This window comes from Luteimonas sp. A534 (genome assembly GCF_054072805.1).
The window spans coordinates 132,977-147,662 of record NZ_JBSVRR010000006.1 but is presented as its reverse complement, the minus strand read 5'-3'; the positions used below and the strand labels follow the sequence as shown (position 1 = coordinate 147,662).

Genomic DNA, 14,686 nt, shown 5'->3' with positions numbered 1-14,686 from the left:
CCGACCCGCCGACCCGCAGACCTTCCAGAGGACCCCACGATGGTCATGCTCCGCATCCGACTCACCGGCAGCGACGACACCGCGCGCGCCGTCATCAACCTGCTGCAGAGCCTGGAAGGGATCGAGCACGTGGAAGAGGTCGACGACCTCATGCCGCAGCTCGACGACGCCGACTCCAGCTCCGCCGGCCTCAGTGACGTGAGCGGCCCGCAGGGCCACACCATCGAGATCGACGCACCGAACGCCTCCACCGCGCGCAAGGTGCGCGAAGCGGTGGAGGCGCTGGCCTTCGACCTGGATGCATTGGTCGAGTTCGACGAGGACGACGAAGGCTGAAGCCGCGTCACCCCGACCACGCGTCGGCTCGACTACTCAGCCGCGGCGGCGCCTGCGCCAGCGGCGGACCAGCGCCACCAGCACGCCCAGCACCACCAGCAGCGGCAGCAGGAACGCGGTGGCCCGGATCATCCAGGCGGTGCCCGTGGCGAGGATGCCGCCGAAGTCACGGAACGCGCGGGTGACCTCGCCCTGCGCCTCCTGGGTCCGGGTGGCGCTGAAGTTGAACGTCAGCAGCTGGGTATCGATGCGGCGGCGGTGCTGGGCGGCGTCGCGTTCGGCGGACTCCAGCTGCGCTTCGGTGGCGGCCATGCGCTCGGACAGCGCGATCATGTCCGCCACTGCAAGGTCGCGCCGCGCCTGGAAGCCGTTCAGGCGTTCCAGCTCCTTGCGCAGGCGCTCCTGCGCGAGCGCGTTGTCGCGGACGACCACGGCCAGGTCCTCGGCACGGGTGGAGCGGCTGCCGGTTTCAGCGCCTTCACTGGCCAGCGCGATCATCGGCTCCACGCCCGCGGGCACGATGCGCATGCCGATGCTGCCGCCGGGATGGTCGCCGCCCTGCTGCCAGACGTTGAGCACCACGCACTGCCCGAAGCGCGCTTCTCCGCACGCAGACTGCAGCGCTGCCACGCGCGGGGAAATGCCGGCCGCCGGCAGCGAGATGCCGACGGTGTGCTCATAGGCCAGGTAGGCTGCCAGGTCGTTGCCACCGGCCTTGCCCGCGTCGGCCGCGGCCACCGCAGCCTCGCGCGCGGACCCGGTGTCCAACTGCACTTTGTCACTGCAGGCCGCGAGCAGGGTCAGGCAGGCTGCAAGCCACAGCGTGCGCGCAGCGCCTCCAAGCGGTCTGGAACATGATTGTCCATTCATGGTTTCGATCCCCCTTCTCCCCAGTCCAGCGAAAGGTAACCCATCGACCCGTGCGCGGCGCGGACGTCCGGCATATGCTGCCGCGTCCCCACCAAGCCGAGATCCGCATGTCCCGTCCGCTGCTCGCCGCATCCCTGCTCACCCTCGCCCTCGCCGCCTGCCAGGGGCAGACGGCCCCCACGTCACCGGCGGCTGCGGCAACGTCGACCGACGCCGTCGCTGCAAGCGAGCAGGACCGCGCATTCGCCGCGCTCTCCGCGCGCTTCCTCGACGAGGGCCTGGCGCTGTCACCGGTATCGGCCACCCAGATCGGCGACCACCGCTTCGACGCCAAGCTCGACGACCTCAGCGCAGCGGGGCGGCAGAAGTCCGCCGACTGGACGCGCGGCATGCTGGCTGAACTTGAGGCCATCGACGCCTCCGTCCTCTCGCGCGAAAACCAGGTCGATGCGCTGATCCTGCGCAACGCCCTGGAAGGCTCGCTGTGGGATCTGGAAACCATGCAGAGCTGGGCCTGGGATCCGCAGGTCTACAGTGGCCTGGCGGGCGGCGCCATCTACAGCCTGATGGCGCGCGAGTTCGCGCCGCTCCCCGAGCGCATGAAGTCCGCCGCCGCGCGCATGGAGAAGATCCCGGCACTGCTCGCGCAGGCCCGCGAGAACCTCGATCCGGCGCGCGTGCCCAAGACCCACGCCGAGACGGTCGCCCGCCAGAACAAGGGCATCTTCACCCTGATCGACACCTTCATCACCCCGAACGCCGACCAGCTCGAAGGAGCCGACCGCGAGCGCCTTGACGCCGCCATCGCCGCGCTGCGCCCCGCAGTGGAGGAGCACCAAGCCTGGCTTGACGGCACGCTGGTGCCGAACGCGAAGGGGGAGTTCCGCATTGGCGCCGAGCGCTACGACCAGAAGCTGCGCTTCTCGCTGAACTCATCCCTGGGTCGCGAAGAGATCCGCCGCCGCGCCGAGGCCGAACTGGCGCGCGTGCGTGACGAGATGTATGACGTCGCGAAGGTCGTGCTGAAGGACCGTGAAGGCGCGCCGGCCACGCCCGACCAGCCCAGCGAGGACCAGCGCCAGGCCGCGATCGAGGCGGCGATGGAGCTGGCCAACGAGGACCGACCCGGCCGCGACGAGGTGGTCGACTTCGCCAAGTACACGCTCGAGGTGGCCACCGACTTCGTGCGCGAGCACGACATCGTCACCGTGCCCGACGACCCGGTGAAGATCATCCTGATGCCCGAGTTCCAGCGCGGCTTCTCGGTCGCCTACTGCGATTCGCCGGGGCCGCTCGACAAGGGCCTGGACACCTACTACGCGATCTCGCCGATTCCCGACGGTTGGGACGAGGCCCAGGTGACTTCGTTCCTGCGCGAGTACAACAAGCGCATGATCCACGTCCTCAGCATCCACGAAGCCATGCCGGGACACTACCTGGAAGGCGCGCATTCGGCACAGCATCCTTCGACGCTGCGTGCGGCGCTGCGCTCGGGCCCGTTCGCTGAAGGCTGGGCGGTCTACACCGAGCGCGTGATCGCCGATGCCGGCTACCTCGACAACGACCCGCTGTTCCGCCTGATGCAGCTGAAGTTCTACGCACGCTCGGTCGGCAACGCGATCCTCGACCAGGGCATCCACGTCGACAACTGGACGAAGGAACAGGCCATGGACCTCATGGTCCGCCAGACCTTCCAGCAGGAGAGCGAAGCCGAGGGCAAGTGGATCCGCGCGCAGCTCTCGTCGACGCAGCTTGCGACCTACTTCGTTGGCGCGCAGGAGCACATGGACATGCGCCGCGCGGTGGAAGAGAAGGAAGGCGCGGACTTCGACATGAAGCGCTACCACGACAGCGTGCTGGCGACGGGCGCGCCGCCGGTCCGCTTCGCCCGCCAGCTGCTCCTCGACGAACCCATCCTGTAGAAGCAGCCCCGTAGGTGCAGCACAGCTACGCCCCTGTGGGAGCAGCTATAGCTGCGATCCAGCCTCGCTGAAGACTGCTGCCACCGCGCGCCCCGGAGGGCGCATCGCAGCTATAGCTGCTCCTACAGGTCCTTTGCGGGGACCGGTGCCAGGCGCAGGTCGTGGAAGTCGAAGCTGAAATCGGTCAGCGGCGACACCGCCTCCATCCTGGCCTCGCGCACCTTGCCGTCGTGGTCGAGGCTGAAGTCGACGAAGGCGTCGGCGTTCAGCGTGCGGTCGCGCCACCGCACGATGAAGCTGTCGTGCTGCCAGTGCTCGAGATCGCCGACCAGCTGCGGGGTGCGCGTGAAGCGCATCTCCAGGCCCTTGCTGCCCTGGGCCACGACCACGTCGCCGTACCACGGGTCGCGGTAGGTGGCCGCGTAGCCACTCAGCGGCAGCGCAGGCTTCGACCGCGTATCCCGCGCCGCGACGTGCTTCTTCCAGTCTTCGTCCGCCCTGTCGCCACCCTTGGCGATGGCCGCGGCATAGGCCGCGACCCAGTCGGTGGCCGGCGCCTCCATGTAGGCGTCGAGCACGTGCATGGTGATGGCGTTGAAGGCCGCGCCGGTTTCCTGGTTGGTCAGAACCACGATGCCCAGGTCGAGCTCTGGCACGAGCGTCAGGCGCGAGACCATGCCCGGCCAGCCGCCGGTGTGCCAGACCAGCCGGCGGCCGCGGTAGTCGCTGAGGCTCCAGGCCTCGCCGTAGCCGGCGAAGTTCGGCTTCGTGGCGGCAAGCTCCGGCACCACGGGCTCGCGGATCGGGATCGGCGTCACCAGCGACCACATCGCCTCGTGCCGCTTCTCGCTGAACAGTCGCTTCGCATCCTCGCCCTCACCCTCCAGCACACCGCTGTCCAGCTGCACGCGCATCCACTTCGCCATGTCGTTGACGCTGGAATAGATGCCGCCGGCCGCGGTGTTGTTCGACCAGGACATCGCCGGCACCGGCTCGGGGTCGCCGGTGAAGCCCGGGCGCGCATGGCCGGTGGCGACGTTGGTGTCGGTGGGACGCAGCGCATTGCTGTCGATGCGGGTATCGGCCATGCCCAGGGGCTGGAACAGGCGCTCGCGCACGAAGTCGGCATACGGCTGCCCCGAGGCATCTTCGATCACCAGCTGGGCCACGGCGTAGAGCACGTTGTCGTAGGCGTAGCGGTCGCGGAAGCCGCCGGCGATGGGCACGCGCGCCAGGCGCTCGACCACGTCGCGCGTGCTGTAGTCGCTCGGCGGCCAGAACAGCAGGTCGCCCGCGCCCAGGCCAAGTCCGCTGCGGTGCACCAGCAGGTCGCGGATGCGCATCTCGCGGGTGACGTAGGCGTCGTCCATGCGGAACCAGGGCAGGTGGTCGATCACCCGGTCATCCATGCCGAGCTTGCCCTCGTCGGTCAGGATCGACAGCGCGGCCGAGGTGAAGGCCTTGGTGATCGAGGCGATCGAGAACAGCGTGTCGGCGTCGACGGGGTCCGGCTTACCGACCTCGCGCTCGCCCCAGCCGCCGGCGAACACCAGCTCGCCATCCTTCACCACCGCCACCGCGATGCCCGGCACCTTGAATGCTTCGCGGACCGACTCGACCTGCGCATCCAGGCCGGCGAGCGGCGCGGGAGACAAGGCATCCGCGGCATGTGAGCCGCGTGCGATCGGGAACAGCAGCAGCGAAACGGCAAGGGCAAGGGTCGGTCTGCGCATGGGCAAGGCACCTGTCTGGACTGCCGCGCAGTATCGGCCACGACGCGACGCATCGGAACACGCAGCTATGATCGGCCTCCAGCCGGCCCGCCGGCGGCAGGCATCGGCACCATGGACAGCCTCTTCGACAACGCAGTGCCGCCGGTCGACGGCATCCGCACCGGCATCGGTGGCTGGACCTTCGCGCCCTGGCGCGACAACTTCTATCCCAAGGGCCTGGTGCAGCGGCGGGAGCTGGAGTTCGCCAGCCGCCACCTGTCCGCGATCGAGGTCAACGGCACCTATTACGGCACCCAGAAACCGGCGACCTACGCCAAGTGGCGCGATGAGACACCGGCCGGCTTCGTGTTCTCCGCGAAGGCGCCGAAGCGGATCATGCAGTCGCGCACGCTGGCGAGGACCGGGCCGCAGGTCGAGGATTTCATCGGCGGCATCGTCGAGCTCGGCGACCGCCTCGGTCCGCTGGTGTGGCAGTTCGACCGCGGCACACGCATCGACCGGGACGACTTCACCGCCTTCCTCGCGCTGCTGCCGCGCGAGTCCGGCGGACGCAGGCTCAGGCACGTGCTGGACGTGCGCGATCCCGCGTTCGTCGATGCCGGCTACATCGCACTTGCGCGTGAATACGGCATGGCCACCGTGTTCACGGACTCCGACGAGCATCCGTCCTTCGCCGATGTCACCGCCGACTTCGTTTATGCGCGCCTGATGCGCTCGCGCGCCGGGATCGCGACCGGCTATCCAGAGCCGGAGCTTGCGCGCTGGGCTGAACGGGCCCGCGCCTGGGCCAGCGGCAGAGAACCCGGCGACCTGCCCCGCATCACGCCGCCCGACGCCTCGCCGGCCGGACCACGCGAGGTGTTCATCTTCTTCATTTCCGCCGCCAAGGAGCGCAATCCGGCCGCCGCCATGGCGCTGCACGCCCTGCTTGTGCGAAGCTGATCCGACCCTCACGCATGCTTCGGCCCATGCTCGCCAAGCGTCCCGTGGCGAGCCCGTTCCAGCAGGAGGATTCGCCATGACGTCACGACGTGAGTTCCTGTCCGTCGCCTCGCTCGCCGCCACCGGGATCGTGCTCTCACCGCTGGCCGCGTGCAGTCGCGACGCGACGCCCACCGGCTCGGCCGCCGGCCCCGCTCCCGCTTCGCCAGCCTCCCACGGCCCGATGCTGACCCGCGCGATCCCGTCCACCGGCGAGCAGCTGCCGGTGATCGGCGCCGGCACCTCGGGCAGCTACGAAGTCGCGATGGACTCGCCCGAGTTCAACGCACTGAAGGACGTGGTGCGCACCTTCTTCGAAGGCGGGGGCAGCGTCATCGACACCTCGCCCAACTACTCCAACGCCGAAGACGTGGTCGGGGCACTGCTCGACGGCGGCGGCTGGCGCGACCGCTGCTTCCTCGCCACCAAGCTCGCCGCCGACAGCCGCGCTGAACTCGAAGCACAGTGGGCGGACTCGCTGCGCCGCCTCCGCACCGACCACGTCGAACTGCTGGCCGTGCACAACCTGCGCAACATGGCCGAGGCCCTGCCCTTCGCCCGCGAACTCAAGGAACAGGGCCTGGTGAAGTACATCGGCCTCACCCACTACCAGGCCAGCGCGCACGGCGAGCTGCTGCAAGCGATGCAGGCGGAACAGCCGGACTTCATCCAGATCAACTATTCGGTGGCATCGCCCTCCGCCGCCTCGCGCCTGTTCCCCGCCGCACGCGACCAGGGCGTCGCGGTGATGGTCAACCGCGCCTTCGAGGACGGCCGGCTGTTCGGCCGCGTGGGCGGGCGCGCGCTTCCCGGCTGGGCGGTGGAAGCCGGCATCGGCTCGTGGTCGCAGATGTTCCTCAAGTTCGCGATCAGCCATCCCGCGGTGACCGTGGTGATCCCGGCCACCGGCAAGCCGGACCGCCAGGCCGACCAGCTGCGCGCGGGGCACGGCGAGTTGCTGACGCCGTCCCAGCAGGACGAACTCATCGCCATGTTCAGCTGATCGATGGCCACCGCCGCCACGCGCTGGCTGCAGCGCGCCTTCAACGTGGAAGACGACGAAGCCGGCGCCGTGATGGCCGGCTTCGCCATGTTCTTCCTGCTGTTCGCGGGCTATTTCATGCTGCGGCCGGTGCGCGAAACGATGGGCATCGCCGGTGGCGTGCGCAACCTGCAGTGGCTGTTCACCGGCACCTTCGTCGCGACGCTGGCGGCGATGCCGCTGTTCGGCTGGATCGCCGGCCGGGTGCGCCGGCGGAACATCCTGTACTGGGTCTACGGATTCTTCGTCAGCAACCTGCTGGCGTTCGCCGCCTGCTTCGTGGCGATGCCGGGCGACCCCTGGATCGCGCGCGCGTTCTACATCTGGCTGTCGGTGTTCAACATGATCGCGATCTCGGTGGCCTGGAGCGTGCTGGTGGACGTGTTCACCACTGCGCAGTCCCGCCGCCTGTTCGCGCTGATGGCGGCCGGCGCCAGCCTCGGCGGCCTGGTGGGGCCGCTGCTTGGCGTGTTCCTGGTCGGACCGCTGGGCTATGCGGGGCTGTCGCTGCTGTCGGCGGCGCTGCTGGCCGCGGCCGCGATGGCGGCCTGGCGCGTGCACCGCTGGCGCGACGCGCGCCCCCTGACCGGCGACGCCGACATGCCGCGCCAGCAGCCGCTCGGCGGCAGTCCGCTGGCCGGCGCCATCGACGTGCTGCGCTCGCCCTACCTGCTCGGTATCGCCACCTTCGTGCTGCTGCTGGCCAGCGTCACCACCTTCCTCTACTTCGAGCAGGCGGCGCTGGTGGAAGCGCGGTTCCCGGACCCGAAGGACCAGACCCGCGTGTTCGGGATCATCGACACCCTCGTGCAGACGCTGGCCATCCTGTCGCAGCTGTTCATCACCGGGCGGGTGGCGAAGTCGCTGGGCGTGGGCGTACTGCTGGTGGCGGTGCCGCTGGTGGTGGCCGCGGGTTTCCTGTGGCTGGCGTTCGCGCCGGTGTTCGCGGTGCTTGCGGTGGTGATGGTGGTGCGCCGCGCCGGCGAGTACGCCTTCGTGCGACCGGGCCGGGAAATGCTCTATACCGTGGTCGCGCCGGAAGCCAAGTACAAGGCCAAGAACTTCAACGACACCGTGGTCTACCGCGGCGCCGACGCGGTCAGCGGCTGGGTCAAGACGGGCATCGACATGGTGGCCCAGCAGCCGGCGGTGGCCATGGTGATCGGGTCCGGCATCGCCCTGGTCTGGGCGGTCAACGGCGCCTGGCTTGCAAGGGCCCAACGCCACCTCGCCGCCGGGCCCGTTCCCCGCCGATAATCGCCTCACCATTCCTGGCGATACCCCATGACCCCGACAACCAGGGCCCAGCTGCAGATCCACCTGTGCGTGGTGCTCTGGGGCTTCACCGCGATCCTCGGCAAGCTGATCACGCTGCAGGCGCTGCCGCTGGTGTGGTGGCGCATGCTGCTGGTGGTCGCAGCGCTGGCGCTGCTGCCGCGGGTCTGGCGCGGGCTGCGCGCCCTGCCGCGGCGATTGCTGCTGTCCTACGCCGGCATCGGCGTGCTGGTGGCCCTGCACTGGCTGACCTTCTACGGCGCGGTGAAGCTCGCCAACGCCTCGGTGGCGGCCACCTGCATGGCGCTGGCCACGGTGTTCGTGGCGATGATCGAACCGCGGCTCGCGAAGCGGCGCTTCTCGCGCGCCGAGCTCGCACTGGGCATTTCGGTACTGCCAGGCGTGGCCCTGGTCGTGGGTGGCATTCCCGACGGCATGCGCATCGGCGTGGCGGTGGGGGCGGTATCGGCGCTGTTCGTGGCCCTGTTCGGTTCGCTCAACAAGCGCCTGGTCGACCATGCCGATCCGCTGGTCGTGACCGCCGTTGAACTCGGCGCCGGCACGCTCGCGTTGACCCTGCTCGCACCGCTGATGCCCTTCGTGTTCCCGGCCCTGGCCGGCCCGCTGTTCACCCTACCGGGCGCGGCGGACGCCAGCTACCTGCTGCTGCTGGCCTTCGCCTGCACGCTGTTCCCGTTTGCGCTCTCGCTGGTGGCGCTGCGCCACATGAGCGCGTTCTCGGCGCAGCTCGCGGTCAACCTGGAGCCGGTCTACGCCATCGTGCTGGCCATCGTGCTGCTGTCCGAGCAGCAGGAGCTGAGCCTGCCGTTCTACCTGGGGGTGGCGATCATCCTCGCCGCCGTGCTCGTGCACCCGGTGCTGGCGCGGCCGCGGCGCATCACCCATCCCGAGGCCCTGGCGGTGGGCGAAGCGCGCGACGTGACAGACTGAGCGCATGTACCTCGAGCACTACGGCCTCACCGAGCCACCGTTCTCGATCACGCCGGATCCGCGCTTCGTCTTCCTTGGCGAGCGCCACCGCGACGCGCTCGCACACCTGCTGTTCGGTATCACCCAGGGCGGCGGCGGCGGCTTCGTGCAGCTCACCGGCGAAGTCGGCACCGGCAAGACCACCCTCAGCCGGCTGCTGCTGGGGCAGCTTCCGGACAACGCCCGCGTGGCGCTGGTGCTCAACCCGCGGCAGGATCCGGTGCAGCTGCTGGAAACGGTGTGCGAGGAGCTGCGCATCGACCTCGACGACCGCCGCGGCAACGCCAAGGCCCTGGTCGACGCGCTCAACGTCCACCTGCTTGAAGCCTATGCACAGGGGCTGCGCGTGGTGCTGCTGGTCGACGAGGCGCAGGCGCTGCCGGTGGAAACGCTGGAACAGGTGCGCCTGCTCACCAACCTCGAAACCGATACCCAGAAGCTGCTGCAGGTGATCCTGATCGGCCAGCCCGAGCTGCGCGACATGCTCGCGCGCCCGGACCTGCGGCAGCTGGCCCAGCGCATCACCGCCCGCTTCCACCTCACCCCGCTCGAAGCCGCCGGCACCGCCGACTACCTGCGCCACCGGTTCCGCATCGCCGGTGGCCAGCACTTCCCCTTCGATGCCGGCGCGGTGCAGCGCATCCACCTGCGCAGCGGCGGCATCCCGCGCCTGGTCAACGTGATCGCCGAGCGCGCGCTGCTTGCCGGCTACGCGCGCGACCGCGCGACGATCGACGCCGTGCTGGTGGAGGAAGCCGCGCGTGAAACGCTGCAGCCGCTGGCATCCACGCACAGCCGGCCGCGGCCCTGGCTGCTGGCGGGCGCCGGCATCGCGGCCACGGCGGTGGTCGTGATCGCAGCGGCGGCGCTCTGGCCGCGTGCGGACAGGCCGGCCGATGCAGTGGCGCTTACGGGCGGGAGCACCACGGATGGCACGGCCGCATCCGGGGCTCACGACAGCGCGACCAGGCTGGGAATCGGCGGCGGCGACGGCGACGGCCACGGCATCGTCGACGATGCGACGACGGCGGACGGAAGCGATGCGCGCCCGTCGCCTGCGATCACGGTGGACGAAGCCGGCCTCGCCGCACGCATCGACGCCGCATCCAGCACGACCGCGCGCGATGCCGCCTGGCAGGCATTGCTGGCCGCCTGGTCGCTGCCGCACACCGCGGAGGACGCACGCGCGGCAAGCGGCTGCGCGCCGATGCTTGCGTCGGGCACCTATTGCGTGGGCGCCACCGCGCACCTCGACCGCCTGGCCGCCATCGGACGGCCGGCGCTGCTCCAGCTCGAAGCCGACGGCGGCCGCACCTGGGCGCTGCTGCTCGGTTCGGACGGCCATCGCGCGCGCCTGCTGCTTGGCGATGCCACGGTCGATGTCGATCGCAGCGCCCTCCAGCGCGCTTGGCCGGGGCGCTATGCAGCCGTGTGGCGCGCGACCGTGGATCTCGTGCCCGCACCCGCACGCGGCGACAGTGGCGCAGCGGTGGACTGGCTGCGCGAACGCCTGGTGCGCGAAGGCGTGGCTGCCGAAGCCGCCGTGGGCGCGCCCTACGACCCCGCGCTGACGGATTCGGTGCGCCGCTTCCAGCGCGCGCGCGGCCTCGCGGTCGACGGCGTGGTCGGCCCGGAAACCCTGTTCGCGCTGGCCGCCGGTGATGCCGGACCACGCCTGGCCCGGACCCTGGACTGAGGCGCGCGCATGTCCCTGATCCTCGAAGCCCTGCGCAAGTCGGAAGCCGAACGCCGCCGCGGCGAAGCGCCCGGGCTGCGCGTGGAGCTGCCGCCCGTGGCGGCGTCCAGGCGCCCCGCCGTGCCCGCGTGGACGTGGATCGCCGGCGTGGTAGTCGTGTTGTCCGCCATGCTGTATGCGCTCTGGCCGCGCGATGGCGGCTCTGATGCCGACGACCGCGCGGACACGACACCAGCCGCCCCCATGCTGGCCGTAGTGCCGCCAGCCGACGGACCTGCGGAGCGTGTGGGCACCGGCACTGACGCAATCGGGGTCAGAGACGCCTTTCCTAGGGTCGAACGTATCGCGCCGACCACGCCGCCTCCTGCCGGAACGGTTGCCATGGACGAACCCGCGCCTTCCGAAGGGTCCGCATCCAACCCGCCCGCTGCACCCGTGGCTGCAGCGGCTGCGGATCCTTTGCCCGCAACCCCCGCGGCTCCGCCTTCCCGGGCCGCTGCCGGATCCGTGACCACGGACGCTTCCACTGCTGCAGCGCCGCGACCCGACACACGCCCCGACGCCGACATCCCGCGCATCACCGAGCTCGCCTCCGCGCAGCGCCAGCGCCTGCCGGCGATGAAGCTCAGCATGCACATGTGGAACGAGGATCCCGCACGCCGCTTCGTGGTCATCGACGGCCAGCGCAAGGTCGAAGGTGACCGCGTCGGCGAGGCCACGATCGCCGCCATCGACCGCGACGGCGTCGTGCTGGATCTCGACGGCCGCCAGGTGCGCGTCCCGCTCCCCTGACTCAGAACAGCGCGAGCAGCACCATCACCACGCCGATCAGCGACACCGCCCAGATCGCGCTGCGCACGTAGGGCACGCCGGAGGCATAGGCCGGGATGTAGGCCAGGCGCGCCCAGAAATAGAGCTGCGCGCCGAGCACCGTCTGCGCATCGCCGCGCCCCGTGGCCACCACCGCCAGCACCGCCGCGGCGAACAGCGGGAACGTTTCGAGGAAGTTCTGGAACCCGCGGTTGACCCGCCCCGCGACCCCGTCCAGCGGTTTCGGCTCGCCGTCCCGGGCGCTGGCGTTCCAGGCCAGGCCCCGCTGCGAGGTCTTGAGAGTGGCGTCGAGCATCAGGTGGAACAGGCCCAGTGCGATCGCCCAGGCCAGCATCTGCAGTTCGGTACTCACGCGGTCGTCTCCCTGCGCGTCCCGGCGGGACGCTCGCGCCGAGGTTAACGCGGTCCGTGGCGCTGGGTTACGCTCCTGTACCGATGGATGACGGAACCCCCATGCAACAGATCGATTTCGAGCTCGAAGGTGAACACGTGGAGCTCAACCAGCTGCTGAAGCTGTCAGGCCTGTGCGACAGTGGCGGCGCCGGCAAGGCACTCGTGGCCTCGGGCGCGGTGCGGGTGGACGGCGCGGTGGAGTCGCGCAAGACCGCCAAGATCCGCGCCGGCCAGGTGGTGACGCTGGGCGACATCGCCGTCCACGTCCGCGCGGAGGCGCCCGCGTGATCGCACCGATCCTCGCCGGAGTGGTCACCGCCGCGTTCGTGGCCTGGGCGGTGATCGCCTACAACCGCCTGGTGCGCCTGCGCAACCAGGCCGCCACCGCCTGGTCGGACATCGACGTGCAGCTGCAGCGCCGCCACGACCTGGTGCCGCAGCTGGTGGCATCGGTACAGGGTTACGCCACGCACGAAGGCGCGGTACTGGAAGCGGTCACCGCGCTGCGCACCCGCGCGCTCGGCCTGCGCGACCCGGCCGAACTGGGCCAGGTGGAAACCGAACTCGAGCAGGCGCTGGGCCGCCTGCTGGCCCTTCGCGAGGCCTATCCGGACCTGAGGGCCAGCGAGAATTTCATGCGCCTGCAGGACGACCTGGTCGACGTCGAAGAACAGCTGCAGTACGCCCGTCGCTACTACAACGGCGCCGTGCGCGACCTCAACGATGCCGTGCAGCGCGTGCCCGACGTGCTGGTCGCACGCACCTTCGGCTTTGGCCAGGCCGCGTTCTTCCAGGCCGCCGCCGACAGCCGCGCGGCGCCCGCGGTGGAATTCGAGGAATGAACCCCCGGCGCGCGGCGCTGCTGGCCTGGCTGCTGGCGGCCGCGCTGCTGCTGCCGGCCTGGGCGGCCGCGTCCGAACGCATCCTGGCCTACGACATCACCGTCGACGTCCAGGCCGATGGCAGCCTCGACGTGACCGAACGCATCCGCGTGCGCGCCGAAGGCCGGAACATCCGCCGCGGCATCTATCGCGATTTCCCGGTCCGCTACAAGAACGCGCAGGGCAACAACATCGTCGTCGGATTCGAGGTTCTTGGCGTCGAACGCGATGGGCGGCCCGAGCCCTGGTTCACCGAGGGCCTGCACAACGCCGTGCGCGTGAACACCGGGAACGACGACATGCTGCCGGTGCCGCTCGACACCACCTACACCCTGCGCTACCGGACCACGCGCCAGCTGCGCTTCTTCGACGACCACGACGAGCTGTACTGGAACGCCATCGGGCAGTTCTGGGATTTCACCATCGATTCGGGCAGCGTCGAGGTCCGCCTCCCCGAGCCCGTGCCCGAGGCCCAGCTCTCCGCCGAAGGCTATTCGGGCCGCTACGGCGTGCGCGGAAGCGACTACCAGGCCACGGTCACGGCCCCCGGCGTGGTGCGCTGGACGCTCACCAACCCGCTGCAGGCGCGCGAAGGGCTGACCATCGTGCTGTCCTTCCCCAAGGGCATCGTCGAAGCGCCTTCGCGCGCCGCAAACGTGCTGTGGCTGCTGCGCGACAACCTGTCGCTGGTGGCGGCGCTGTCGGGCCTGCTGGTGCTCCTGGGCTTCTGCGCAAGGCGCTGGCACCGCGTTGGTCGCGACCCGAAGCCCGGCGTCGTCATCGCCCTGTACGAGCCGCCGCGCGGCGAATCGCCGGCGGCGCTGCGCTACATGCTGCGCCGCGCCTACGACACCACCTGCATGTCCGCCGACCTGCTGGCCTGCGCGGTGAAGGGCGCGCTGTCCATCGAACACGAGGACCGGCTGCTGGGCGATCGATGGACGCTGCGCCGCAGCGGCGTTCCGGCCTCCGCCATTGCCAATGACGACGAACGCCGCCTGCTGGAGGCCCTGCTGCCACCTTCGCTGCCGCGCCTGGAGCTGGACAAGGAGAACGCCGCCCACATCCAGGCCGCGATCGGCAAGCACTCCAAGGCGCTGGCCAAGCGCTTCCAGCCCGCGATGTTCCGACACAACGGCGGCAGCATCGCGATCGCCTTCCTGATCTTCACCGCCACCACCGTGATGACCCTGCTGCTGACCGCCGCCAGCAACGGCGGCGGCATGCCCTGGGCGCTGGTGCCGCTCGCGCTCGGGCTGGCGGTCGCGCTGCTGTTTGCGTTCACCGTGGGCGCGCCGACACCGGACGGACGCCGGCTGCTCGACGAGATCGAAGGCTTCAAGCGCTACCTGGAGGTCGCCGAGCAGGACGACCTCGCGCGCCTCGAGGGTCCCACTGGCGATCGCCCGCCGCCGCTCGACGCGACGCGCTTTGAGGCATTGCTGCCTTACGCCGTCGCCCTTGACGTCGAAGAGGCCTGGACGAAGAAGTTTACCGTCGCCGTGGGCTCGGCCGCAGCGGCCGCGGCCACGGCCGGCATCGCCTGGTACCACGGCAGCGGGAACGTCGGCGACATCGGCAGGTTTGCCGGCTCGATCGGCAGCGCGCTCAGCAGCCAGATCACGACCTCGTCCGCGACGCCGGGCAGCGGCTCGGGTGCCGGCGGCGGCGGCTTCTCCGGCGGTGGTGGCGGTGGTGGAGGTGGCGGTGGGCGCTGAAGATCGGCCGCAGCGCGG

Annotated in this window: 14 protein-coding genes; 11 read left to right on the top strand and 3 right to left on the bottom strand. The window is 70.3% G+C overall.

The genetic code is table 11. The features are described 5' to 3' along the window. The first annotated feature begins 39 nt into the window (after positions 1-39). Positions 40-336 (top strand): hypothetical protein, encoded by a 297-nt coding sequence (locus ACW5F0_RS13450; protein ID WP_456963981.1) that lies wholly within the window; start codon positions 40-42, stop codon positions 334-336. 36 nt (positions 337-372) lie between these two features. Here the strand turns inward: ACW5F0_RS13450 and ACW5F0_RS13445 are convergent, their stop codons facing one another. After that, positions 373-1,104 carry a DUF4349 domain-containing protein gene (locus tag ACW5F0_RS13445; RefSeq protein ID WP_456963980.1) on the bottom strand — a complete coding sequence of 244 codons (732 nt, stop codon included), beginning with the start codon at positions 1,102-1,104 and terminating at the stop codon, positions 373-375. 209 nt (positions 1,105-1,313) lie between these two features. Here ACW5F0_RS13445 and ACW5F0_RS13440 point away from each other — a divergent pair, with 209 nt between their 5' ends. Then, entirely contained in the window at positions 1,314-3,128 is a 1,815-nt protein-coding gene (locus tag ACW5F0_RS13440) for a DUF885 domain-containing protein (RefSeq protein WP_456963979.1), read from the top strand. A gap of 122 nt (positions 3,129-3,250) precedes the next feature. Here the strand turns inward: ACW5F0_RS13440 and ACW5F0_RS13435 are convergent, their stop codons facing one another. Beyond that, positions 3,251-4,861 (bottom strand): serine hydrolase, encoded by a 1,611-nt coding sequence (locus ACW5F0_RS13435; protein ID WP_456999926.1) that lies wholly within the window; start codon positions 4,859-4,861, stop codon positions 3,251-3,253. Positions 4,862-4,972: 111 nt separating this feature from the next. Here ACW5F0_RS13435 and ACW5F0_RS13430 point away from each other — a divergent pair, with 111 nt between their 5' ends. From ACW5F0_RS13430 to ACW5F0_RS13405, 6 genes are all read left to right on the top strand, one after another. Further along, positions 4,973-5,803, top strand: coding sequence for a DUF72 domain-containing protein (locus tag ACW5F0_RS13430; protein WP_456999925.1), 831 nt, complete (start codon positions 4,973-4,975; stop codon positions 5,801-5,803). 76 nt (positions 5,804-5,879) lie between these two features. Continuing rightward, positions 5,880-6,845, top strand: a complete 966-nt coding sequence (locus ACW5F0_RS13425) for an aldo/keto reductase (RefSeq protein ID WP_456963976.1) — start codon at positions 5,880-5,882, stop codon at positions 6,843-6,845. A 3-nt stretch (positions 6,846-6,848) separates the two neighbouring features. Next, on the top strand, positions 6,849-8,141 hold the full coding sequence (locus ACW5F0_RS13420) for an NTP/NDP exchange transporter (RefSeq protein ID WP_456963975.1): 1,293 nt from the start codon (positions 6,849-6,851) through the stop codon (positions 8,139-8,141). Positions 8,142-8,168: 27 nt separating this feature from the next. Next, on the top strand, positions 8,169-9,110 hold the full coding sequence (locus ACW5F0_RS13415; RefSeq protein WP_456963974.1) for an EamA family transporter: 942 nt from the start codon (positions 8,169-8,171) through the stop codon (positions 9,108-9,110). Positions 9,111-9,114: 4 nt separating this feature from the next. Next, on the top strand, positions 9,115-10,845 hold the full coding sequence (locus tag ACW5F0_RS13410) for an AAA family ATPase (RefSeq protein WP_456999924.1): 1,731 nt from the start codon (positions 9,115-9,117) through the stop codon (positions 10,843-10,845). A 9-nt stretch (positions 10,846-10,854) separates the two neighbouring features. Beyond that, positions 10,855-11,637 carry a general secretion pathway protein GspB gene (locus tag ACW5F0_RS13405; protein ID WP_456963972.1) on the top strand — a complete coding sequence of 261 codons (783 nt, stop codon included), beginning with the start codon at positions 10,855-10,857 and terminating at the stop codon, positions 11,635-11,637. A gap of 1 nt (position 11,638) precedes the next feature. On the opposite strand, the gene ACW5F0_RS13400 is transcribed toward ACW5F0_RS13405, so the two are convergent. Further along, a complete protein-coding gene (locus tag ACW5F0_RS13400; RefSeq protein WP_456965222.1) occupies positions 11,639-12,010 on the bottom strand; it encodes an MAPEG family protein in 372 nt (123 codons plus the stop codon). A 119-nt stretch (positions 12,011-12,129) separates the two neighbouring features. Here ACW5F0_RS13400 and ACW5F0_RS13395 point away from each other — a divergent pair, with 119 nt between their 5' ends. The 3 genes from ACW5F0_RS13395 to ACW5F0_RS13385 are packed head-to-tail and all read left to right on the top strand — an operon-like array spanning position 12,130 to position 14,668. Further along, entirely contained in the window at positions 12,130-12,357 is a 228-nt protein-coding gene (locus ACW5F0_RS13395) for an RNA-binding S4 domain-containing protein (protein ID WP_456963971.1), read from the top strand. After that, positions 12,354-12,911: a LemA family protein gene (locus ACW5F0_RS13390; protein ID WP_456963970.1), complete on the top strand. Its 558-nt coding sequence runs from the start codon at positions 12,354-12,356 to the stop codon at positions 12,909-12,911. The genes ACW5F0_RS13395 and ACW5F0_RS13390 overlap by 4 nt, the downstream gene beginning before the upstream one ends. Then, the gene (locus ACW5F0_RS13385; protein WP_456963969.1) at positions 12,908-14,668 is read left to right on the top strand and encodes a DUF2207 domain-containing protein; all 1,761 of its coding nucleotides are present in this window, start codon (positions 12,908-12,910) and stop codon (positions 14,666-14,668) included. Before ACW5F0_RS13390 ends, ACW5F0_RS13385 begins: the two co-directional genes overlap by 4 nt. The last annotated feature ends 18 nt before the right edge of the window (positions 14,669-14,686 follow it).

Bases quoted from the DNA above. Each gene is read 5' to 3' on its own strand.
- ACW5F0_RS13450 (WP_456963981.1), top strand. From the start codon at position 40: ATGGTCATGCTCCGCATCCGACTCACCGGCAGCGACGACACCGCGCGC.
- ACW5F0_RS13440 (WP_456963979.1), top strand. From the start codon at position 1,314: ATGTCCCGTCCGCTGCTCGCCGCATCCCTGCTCACCCTCGCCCTCGCC.
- ACW5F0_RS13435 (WP_456999926.1), bottom strand. From the start codon at position 4,861: ATGCGCAGACCGACCCTTGCCCTTGCCGTTTCGCTGCTGCTGTTCCCG.
- ACW5F0_RS13430 (WP_456999925.1), top strand. From the start codon at position 4,973: ATGGACAGCCTCTTCGACAACGCAGTGCCGCCGGTCGACGGCATCCGC.
- ACW5F0_RS13425 (WP_456963976.1), top strand. From the start codon at position 5,880: ATGACGTCACGACGTGAGTTCCTGTCCGTCGCCTCGCTCGCCGCCACC.
- ACW5F0_RS13420 (WP_456963975.1), top strand. From the start codon at position 6,849: ATGGCCACCGCCGCCACGCGCTGGCTGCAGCGCGCCTTCAACGTGGAA.
- ACW5F0_RS13415 (WP_456963974.1), top strand. From the start codon at position 8,169: ATGACCCCGACAACCAGGGCCCAGCTGCAGATCCACCTGTGCGTGGTG.
- ACW5F0_RS13410 (WP_456999924.1), top strand. From the start codon at position 9,115: ATGTACCTCGAGCACTACGGCCTCACCGAGCCACCGTTCTCGATCACG.
- ACW5F0_RS13405 (WP_456963972.1), top strand. From the start codon at position 10,855: ATGTCCCTGATCCTCGAAGCCCTGCGCAAGTCGGAAGCCGAACGCCGC.
- ACW5F0_RS13400 (WP_456965222.1), bottom strand. From the start codon at position 12,010: ATGCTGGCCTGGGCGATCGCACTGGGCCTGTTCCACCTGATGCTCGAC.
- ACW5F0_RS13395 (WP_456963971.1), top strand. From the start codon at position 12,130: ATGCAACAGATCGATTTCGAGCTCGAAGGTGAACACGTGGAGCTCAAC.
- ACW5F0_RS13385 (WP_456963969.1), top strand. From the start codon at position 12,908: ATGAACCCCCGGCGCGCGGCGCTGCTGGCCTGGCTGCTGGCGGCCGCG.